This is a genomic window from Gemmatimonadota bacterium (assembly GCA_026702745.1).
Taxonomy (GTDB): Bacteria; JAAXHH01; JAAXHH01; order JAAXHH01; family JAAXHH01; genus JAAXHH01.
On sequence record JAPPBT010000101.1, the window covers coordinates 64,010 to 71,964 of the forward strand.

Here is a 7,955-nt window from a genome sequence, read left to right on the forward strand (position 1 = left end):
ATTCCCTGAGCGGCCCTATCACTTCTCGAGCACGACGCCTTCACGCTCGATGCGGGCGAACATTGCCTGGTATTCCTCGGTGCCGTCATCATCCCAATACTCGGTGGCAATGGGTGCGTCGTAGCTCATGGGGACCATGCCGCGCCGCCGGTCGGGCCGCACCATGAAAATCGAATCCTCCGGGTCGGCGATGTTGTACATCCGCGCGCCGTTCTCGAATTGCGACCGGATGATCCACCTGTCCTGGCGCGCCAGTTCGAGTCGCTTGAGTCGCTCCAGTTCCTCGCGGTCCAGCGTGACCCCGAGCCCGGGCGTCTCCGGAACCCGCACGAATCCGTTGACGGGCTCGAGCCGTTCCGCGGCCACATCGGTCTTCCAGGTCTCCGTCGCGCTGATGAAGTGGAAGTTCGCCGAAGGGAAGGCCGCCATCATGTGTGCGATCATGGCCCGGGTGATGTTCCCGCCCACGTTCTGAAGCATGAAGGGACTGTCGTCCGCGGCGAACAGGCCCGCCCGCCGCGCCGCCTCGCCGATCGGCTGATGCCCCAGCATGTACGCGTCCGCGGGTTTCATCAGGACTTCGTAGGTCGCCCCCATGGGGAAATGATGCAGGACGACCGGCAACCGGGTGCGCTTGCGCAGTTCGATGTAGCCCTGGATGTCTCCCGGAGGCAGGGGGTCTTCGAAGCAGCCGGCCACCGGGAACCGCTCCAGCTTGTCCAGGAGTTCGGGCATGTGGTCGTCGGTGCCGTGCATGGTGAAATCGTAGTGGATCCTGAACCCCTCCGGTGCCACGGCCTGCATCGCCTCGGTCTGGTCCATGACGTTCTCGAAGGGCGAGAGATGGTACTTCATCCAGGTGTAGCCGCGGGACGAATACTCGCGCACCGCTTCGGCCATGCGGTCCGGGTGTGTAGACACGGTCCAGCTTCCCACCGGCACCCAGGAACGGACCTTCTGTCCGAACAGCTTGTAGACCGGCACGCCCGCGGCCTTGCCCATCAGGTCGTACATCGCCGTGCCCAGCGCCAGGGAGGTCTCGTCACCGATCCATTCGAAGGGGTTCGTCCCTATGTAACGGTCGACCACTTCCTCCGGCTCCGCGGCATGCCCTTCGCCCAAACCGGTGAGCCCGTCGTCGGTATGCACGACGTAGACCGTCCGCTTCGCCGGTCCGTAGAAATGATTGAGCTGGTAAGCGATCCAGTCCTCGTATTCGAGGGTGATCTCGTGTGCCTCGATCTCGGTGACCTTCATGAGGAGTTCCTGTTCTGTAGGAAAAACGCGATGAGTTCCTTCCGAACTGCACTGCACCGGTGGACAACGCCGTGAGATTCATCCGGGTACATGATGAATTCGGCTCCGCGGATCTTCGACGCGAGATCCCTTCCCCATGCTACAGGCACCTCACGGTCATTGGCACCGTGGACCACGCGTGTCGGAACAGATATCTGGGCACAGGTTTCCGTCAGGTACCGGTCTAGATAGGTTGAGATCGCCCGAAGCTGCGTTGCATACCAGTGCGCGAGGTCCTTCCGGGTGCACTGCTTCACGGACCTCGCAATACGTTCCTCGTATTCCGGCAGGACGCCCCGCTCCTTCATCTCTTCCCGCTCCCACAGTACGTCCAACGAAAGCTCGACGCCTGGCGGCCGGTTGTCCCAGACTGCTTCCGCGCCCTGTTTTTCGAGAATTCCAATTGCTCTTTGACGATACGAGTTACCGGGTCTTCGTCCGGCCAGAGATTCGCTCCGGTCCCAGCCAGCACGAGGGTCCTGGTTCTTTCCGGGTAAGTGGCTGCAAACAGCAATGCGATGGGTCCGCCCGCGGACGAACCGATCACGTGCGCAGCGTCTACTTCGAGGTGGTTCAGCAATGCAACCAGATCTTCAGCCTGGTTCTCGAGGTCATACCCCGACTCTGTACGGGCGGACCGCCAGCAGCCCCGGCGCTCGTACGCGATAAAACGGCAAGCCGCCGCGAATTCCGTCTCCCAGGTCCACGCACCAATCGACGGTGCGCGTAGATGCATGTCAATGGAAGGGAATCCGCCGTGTATGAATACCGCTGCCTCGCCCTCCCCGCGAACTTCGTAGAACATCCTGTATTCGTTCAGGCAAGCGTAGGGCATAGGAATCTAACCGGTGGTGCTAATGCCTTTTGATCTATAACAGATCAGAAATCGCGCGAAACGGTTCCCTTTGGATGTTGATTCTGTTACGCTACTTCGGTCTCAAGCGCTTCTATCAATGGTACCGAAATGTCCTTCAGAGACTGCAACGAGTATTCCCGACGCGCTCGGTCGGCGAGATTCCGGGGATAGACCACGAGATATCCATCGTCCTTGTATCTTGGGAAAATATGCCAGTGTACATGCGGCACTTCCTGAAATGCCGCGGGACCATTGGACTGCCAGATCGACAATCCGTCCGGCTTGTATACCCGACGAACCGCACGGGCGACTTTACAGACCGTGCTGGCGAGCGATGAGGCCGTATCCTCGTCCAGATCGTATATCTGTTCGACATGATTCCTTGGGACAACCAGGACATGCCCTTCGTTGCTCTGGCGAAGATTCATGAACGCCAGGGTAGATTCGTCTTCATATACGGTCGCGGAATCCAGTTCGCCGCTGATGATGCGGCAAAAGACACAGTCGTTGTCACGTACCATCTCGGACCTCTTCCGCATTGCTCCGACCGGCCCGTCCAGCCCGCAGCGCTTTCGCTTTCAAGGTCCTCCGCCTGTTCTTTTCTTCCGCCTTTTGCCTTTTCTTCTCATCCTTCAGCTCACGCTCCTTAACCGCCTCAGCATACTGGGCTCGACTCTTCCGCACCTTGTCCAGCCATTCCTCGCGGGTGGCAAGGATCTCCGGACTGCTGCTGGTTCCATAGCTAAGATGGTTCAGAAAGTCGATGACTTCGCTGGGCTTCCCGCCGATGAGATCGCGTGCTCCCGGTCCGGTCAGACCGCCTTCGAGTTCCCAGTGATACCGGTGGATCAATGTGTCTATGAGGATCAGTTTTTCCTGTGGTGATCTCGCAACCTTGTACTTCTTCACGTATTCCTTCAGGAAGGCGGTCATGCCGGACGCTATCAGGTATTTGCCCTGAAACGACTTCTGGTACGTCGTCCAAGTCAGTTCCCAGTTGCAGGATTCGCAACGAAGCTGAAACGCAGGGTCGAAGTCGTGTGGGATCTCGCGCTGGCAGAGCGGACAACTCGCGAGGCCGCTGTTCGCTTTCCTGGCACGGAAGATATGCTCTATTCTCACAAGCAGACCGATCCCCACATCGTCGATCAGTACTTCTTCACAGATCCCGAGGGCTTCTTTCTTGTATAACTCGGCGATCTTGTGGCGCGGAACGCGTCCCGCCCAGGTTGGCTGGTCGTGTCGTACATGGGTCATGGGTACTGCCTCGACGCTATGCCAGCCACGCCTCACTCCGGCATGTACAAATACAGATTATCCACTAACTGCGGCCGCGGCGCGGTGTCCTGGAGCCATCGGTAGGGTTTGCTGATGATGCCGACCTTGCCGTCCAGTTCGATGACCTGGGCTTCGTGCGTACCTATCCCGATATCGATGACGTGCTGCTCCATGCGGCCGTCCCGGCTAAGATAGAGCAGTTGCCGCGGTGGATGCGGCTTCGTCCAGTCCCCCCTGCCCATCTCACCCACGTAGATGTCGGGCCGCCCGTCGCCATCGAAGTCGGCCACCTGCAAAGTGTGCGCATCGAGGAGCCGGTCATTCAGCACCTCGGCTTCCCACGGCCGCTCGACATCCGCACCCGGCCTGAACAGCGCTAGCCGGCCGTACGTCTGCCCGATGTCGAGGGCCACCTCGCACACAGCGATTTCGACTCGCCCGTCCCCGTCGAAATCAGCCGCGCGAACCCGCACGCCGTCATATCCTTCGGCGTAGACGTGCCGTTCCCATTCTCCGTTCGGCAGGAGCCGGTACCACGAAGTCCCGGCGATGAGTTCCAGCCGGCCGTCTCCGTCCACGTCGGCGGCCGCGAAGTCCTGTTCGCTCACGCCGGTGGCTACTTCGCGGACACCGGACCACGGAGACTGGTATGGATCATCGGGCACCGGCACCGAGAAGATCGTACCGGCATCGGGGTTCCATACGTACAACTCGTTCCGGCCGTCGCCGTCGATATCTGCAACCAGCAGGTCGTGGATCCGGCAATGGGGAAGCTCGAAGACCACGCGCCGGATCCATCGCCGGGCGGGATCGTCGGAGCATTCCCACCAGAATACGTGGTTGCCCCGATCGCTGGTGCCGGAGATCAGGTCGAGCTTCCCATTCCCGGTGAGGTCGACGAGTGCGGTGCCGACGCTGATGCTCGGAAAGGTGTCATCCATCAAGTGCGGCGCCCACTTCCCCTGATCGGTGCGGCCGAACCAGTGCAGTCCGTCCGGACTCCGGGTGGCGATGACGAATTCCTGCACGCCGTCTCCGTCGAGGTCCCCCACGACACAGTCCATGCGCTCGGCTGGACCGCCTTCATAGATGGTGTGGCGACGGAATACGGGGGCTTCAGGCATAAAGTGGCCTCAAGTTAACTCTGGGGTAAACGCCCGGCCTTCGGTTATTCAACCCCACGCATTGCGCAGCGTCCGGACCCAGTTGCCGTGCATGATGTCGGCAATGTCGGCCTCCGAATAGCCGCGTCTATCCAGGATGGCGGGGATCTTCCGCAGGTCGGCGATGGTCTCCATATCGGCGGGACACTGTTCCTTACCATAGCCTCCGTCCAGGCCGGTGCCGATGGCGGCGTGGCGCGCGCTCCCTGTCAGCTGGCAGACATGGTCGATGTGATCGACCACGGTTTCGAAGGTGATGGCCGAATTGTCCATGGCGACCGGGTCCCACAGGGGGGATATCATCCAGATGTCCATGGCCGTACCGATGACGCCGCCGCGCTCGGCCAGGGCCTTGATCTGCTTGTCGTCGAGCTGGCGGTCGTGGTCGCACAGGGCCCTGCAGCAGTTGTGGGTGGCCAGCACGGGGCCGTTGAAGATGTCCAGCGCTTCCCAGAAGGCCTGTTCGGCCAGGTGGCTCACGTCCAGGATGATCCCGGCCGCCTCCAGGGCTTCGAGCATGGGGCGGCCCCTGGCCGTCAGACCGCCGGGCGCCTGGGTCCCGTGGGCATAGGAGCTGACCCCGTAGTGGCACAGACTCACCACCCGCAGGCCTTCATCCCACCACTCGCCTACCTGTTCGGGACCCACGATGCCGTCCGCCCCTTCCATGCTGAGGACAAACCCAAGCGGCGTCGTAAGGGGATCGGCTTCCCACTCGGCCAGATGGGCGTCGAGTTCGGTCCGGTCGCGTACCTGGCGAAAGACCCCTTTGGCTTCCATCAGGCGGTAGTAGGCCAGCTCGCCCATGCATCGGGCGTAGGCGATGTCCTGGGTGCGTACACCGGCAAAGCGCTTTCCCATGGAAGCGATCCGGCAGTTCACCGTGACGAACATGAGCCCGATGCCTCCGCGCCGCAGTTCCTCGAAATTCACCACGCCGAGGCCGCGGCCCTTCTGCGCCATGCCGGCTTCGGCCTCGCGGATTTTGGAGATGGGCTGGAAGAGATCCCGGTCCCATTCGAGGGCGTTGTACGCGATGTCCAGGTGGGAATCGACGATCAGCATGGAGAGTCTCCCAAAGTCAAGCCAGCGTATAGAAGCAATACCGTACCAAGAAACTTGTACAAATTCGATCCGCAGGGTTACCTTGGATTCAAGGAAGAGCGCGCATCAACGGCAGGGCGCGCATCGACGGTAGGGCGCGCGACATAGGAGCTAGGAATGGCACCTGGACTGTTCGCCGCAATGGCGATCGTGCTTCTGGCGATGCTCGGTATCGGAACGCGTTACTACGTCTTCGGTGATTTCAACGCCATACACGGCCAGCTGAGCCTGTTTTTTTCGACCAATCTGGTGATCTGCTACTGGGAGATCTGCCTGTTCCTCAAACGGGACTATATCGAGGAACGCACCGAATACTGGCGCACCCGGCATCGCGAAACAGGCCGCACACCGGCGGTCGAATTCTTACTGACCAGGGTGCCGCTGAGACGGATCCTGTCCCCGACGGTCTGGGCGGACGTCTGGGCCACGTACTCCCAGATCGACGGGTCGTTCTCGGACCGCCGCACATGGGGATTCAACGTCGATGTCGCGAACGGATACTTTACACCGATTCCAACCCTGATCCTCTACGCGGCCCTGACCTTGAACATCATGCCGGCTGTCCTGGCCGGCATGCTCGGGCTGGTACTCTCCTGGCAGTGGGCCTACGCCACGTCGGTCTACGGAGTCAGCTTCTTCATGGCCGGGCGGCACCGTCTCATCACCCGTTCCGAATTGCTTGGCTATGTCGGCGCCCTGAACGCACCCTGGGTGCTCTTCGGGTTGCTGGGCATGTACGTGTCGGCGCGCCTGATCCTGGACGGCGACTACCGCGTGCTGGGCTACTGAACCGCGGCCTGCGCCGGGCATGCTGCGCGACTCCACGTCCTGCACACGCCAGGCCTACGCCAGGTCGAACCGGTCCAGGTTCATCACCCTGGTCCAGGCCGCCACGAAGTCGTTCACGAACTTATCCCGCCCGTCATCGCTGCCATAGACCTCCGCGTAGGCCCGAAGCTCGGAGTTCGAACCGAAGACCAGGTCCACCCGGGTGGCGGTCCACTTCACCTCGCCGGTCTGACCGTCGCGTCCCTCGTACACGTCATCCCCTTCGGACGAAGCGCTCCACGCGATATCCATGTCGAGGAGGTTCACGAAGTAGTCGTTGGTCAGCGTCCCCGGCCAGTCGGTGAGCACGCCGTGCTTCGACTGCCCGGTGTTCGCGTCCAGGGCTCGCAGGCCCCCGACGAGCGCGGTCATCTCGGGCGCGGTGAGGTTCAGCATGTACGACCGTTCCACCAGCAGGTCTTCCGGCTTGCCGTCCTGGCCGGCCTGGAGGTAGTTTCGGAACCCGTCCGCGGTGGGTTCGAGCACGGCGAAGGACTCCGCGTCGGTCCATTCGTCGGTCGCATCGGTGCGTCCCGGCATGAAAGGTACCTGCACACCATGACCGGCGTCCCGGGCAGCCTGCTCGACGCCTGCGCATCCGGCCAGGACGATCAGGTCGGCCAGGGAAACCCGCTTGCCATCGGACTGGGCGCTGTTGAACTCCGCCTGGATCTGCTCGAGTTTCGGCAATACCTCGCCGAGGGCGGCCGGATCGTTCACTTCCCAGTCCTTCTGCGGGGCGAGGCGGATGCGCGCGCCGTTCGCGCCCCCGCGCTTGTCCGTGCCGCGGTAGGATGACGCCGCCGCCCAGGCGGTCGAGACCAGCCTGGAAACGGACAGGCCGGAGGCTAGGACCTGCTCTTTCAGGGCGGCGATGTCCTGCTCGTCGATCAACGCGTGATCGACCTCCGGGACGGGGTCCTGCCAGAGCAGCGCCTCAGCGGGAACCAGCGGGCCGATGTACCGGCTGCGGGGACCCATGTCGCGGTGAAGCAGCTTGAACCACGCCCTGGCGAAGGCGTCTTCCAGGTCCGCCGGACGCTCGAGAAAGCGCTGGGTGATCGCCGCGTATTCGGGGTCCGCCTTCAGAGAAAGGTCCGTGGTGAGCATCATGGGAGCATGCTTCTTCGAAGGATCGTGCGCGTCCGGCACGTTGGCCACCTCGGCGGCGTTACTGGGCGTAAACTGCGATTTGCCCGCGGGACTCTTCGTCAGTTCCCAATCGTGGCCGTAGAGGTTCTCGACGAACTCGTTGTCCCACTTCACCGGGTTGCTGGTCCAGGCGCCTTCCAGGCCGCTGGTGATCGTATCACCGGCCTTTCCGCTTCCGTGGCTGCTCTTCCATCCGAGACCCTGCTGGTGAATACAGGCGCCTTCCGGCTCGGGACCGACCTGGCCCGCGGGACCTCGGCCGCGGGCCGTGCGGAACG

Annotated in this window: 9 protein-coding genes; 1 reads left to right on the forward strand and 8 read right to left on the reverse strand. The window is 62.1% G+C overall.

Translation table 11 applies throughout. The features are described from left to right. Positions 1 to 18: 18 nt before the first annotated feature. The 7 genes from OXH56_16300 to OXH56_16330 form a co-directional block, all read right to left on the reverse strand. Positions 19 to 1,257, reverse strand: a complete 1,239-nt coding sequence (locus OXH56_16300) for a mandelate racemase/muconate lactonizing enzyme family protein (protein ID MCY3556873.1) — start codon at positions 1,255 to 1,257, stop codon at positions 19 to 21. After that, positions 1,254 to 1,604 carry an alpha/beta hydrolase gene (locus OXH56_16305; protein MCY3556874.1) on the reverse strand — a complete coding sequence of 117 codons (351 nt, stop codon included), beginning with the start codon at positions 1,602 to 1,604 and terminating at the stop codon, positions 1,254 to 1,256. The genes OXH56_16300 and OXH56_16305 overlap by 4 nt, the downstream gene beginning before the upstream one ends. After that, positions 1,601 to 2,131, reverse strand: coding sequence for an alpha/beta hydrolase (locus tag OXH56_16310; protein ID MCY3556875.1), 531 nt, complete (start codon positions 2,129 to 2,131; stop codon positions 1,601 to 1,603). The genes OXH56_16305 and OXH56_16310 overlap by 4 nt, the downstream gene beginning before the upstream one ends. A gap of 86 nt (positions 2,132 to 2,217) precedes the next feature. Then, positions 2,218 to 2,673 carry an HIT family protein gene (locus OXH56_16315; protein ID MCY3556876.1) on the reverse strand — a complete coding sequence of 152 codons (456 nt, stop codon included), beginning with the start codon at positions 2,671 to 2,673 and terminating at the stop codon, positions 2,218 to 2,220. Continuing rightward, the gene (locus tag OXH56_16320; protein MCY3556877.1) at positions 2,663 to 3,409 is read right to left on the reverse strand and encodes a hypothetical protein; all 747 of its coding nucleotides are present in this window, start codon (positions 3,407 to 3,409) and stop codon (positions 2,663 to 2,665) included. The genes OXH56_16315 and OXH56_16320 overlap by 11 nt, the downstream gene beginning before the upstream one ends. Positions 3,410 to 3,441: 32 nt before the next feature. Beyond that, on the reverse strand, positions 3,442 to 4,554 hold the full coding sequence (locus OXH56_16325) for a VCBS repeat-containing protein (GenBank protein ID MCY3556878.1): 1,113 nt from the start codon (positions 4,552 to 4,554) through the stop codon (positions 3,442 to 3,444). Positions 4,555 to 4,602: 48 nt separating this feature from the next. Beyond that, complete coding sequence (locus OXH56_16330) at positions 4,603 to 5,658, reverse strand: membrane dipeptidase (GenBank protein ID MCY3556879.1); 1,056 nt, start codon at positions 5,656 to 5,658, stop codon at positions 4,603 to 4,605. A 156-nt stretch (positions 5,659 to 5,814) separates the two neighbouring features. Between OXH56_16330 and OXH56_16335 the strand changes: the two genes are divergently transcribed. Beyond that, the gene (locus OXH56_16335; GenBank protein MCY3556880.1) at positions 5,815 to 6,486 is read left to right on the forward strand and encodes a hypothetical protein; all 672 of its coding nucleotides are present in this window, start codon (positions 5,815 to 5,817) and stop codon (positions 6,484 to 6,486) included. A gap of 54 nt (positions 6,487 to 6,540) precedes the next feature. Here OXH56_16335 and OXH56_16340 read toward each other — a convergent pair. Beyond that, positions 6,541 to 7,955: catalase-peroxidase (locus OXH56_16340; GenBank protein MCY3556881.1), on the reverse strand; the 1,415-nt coding region annotated here is incomplete at its 5' end.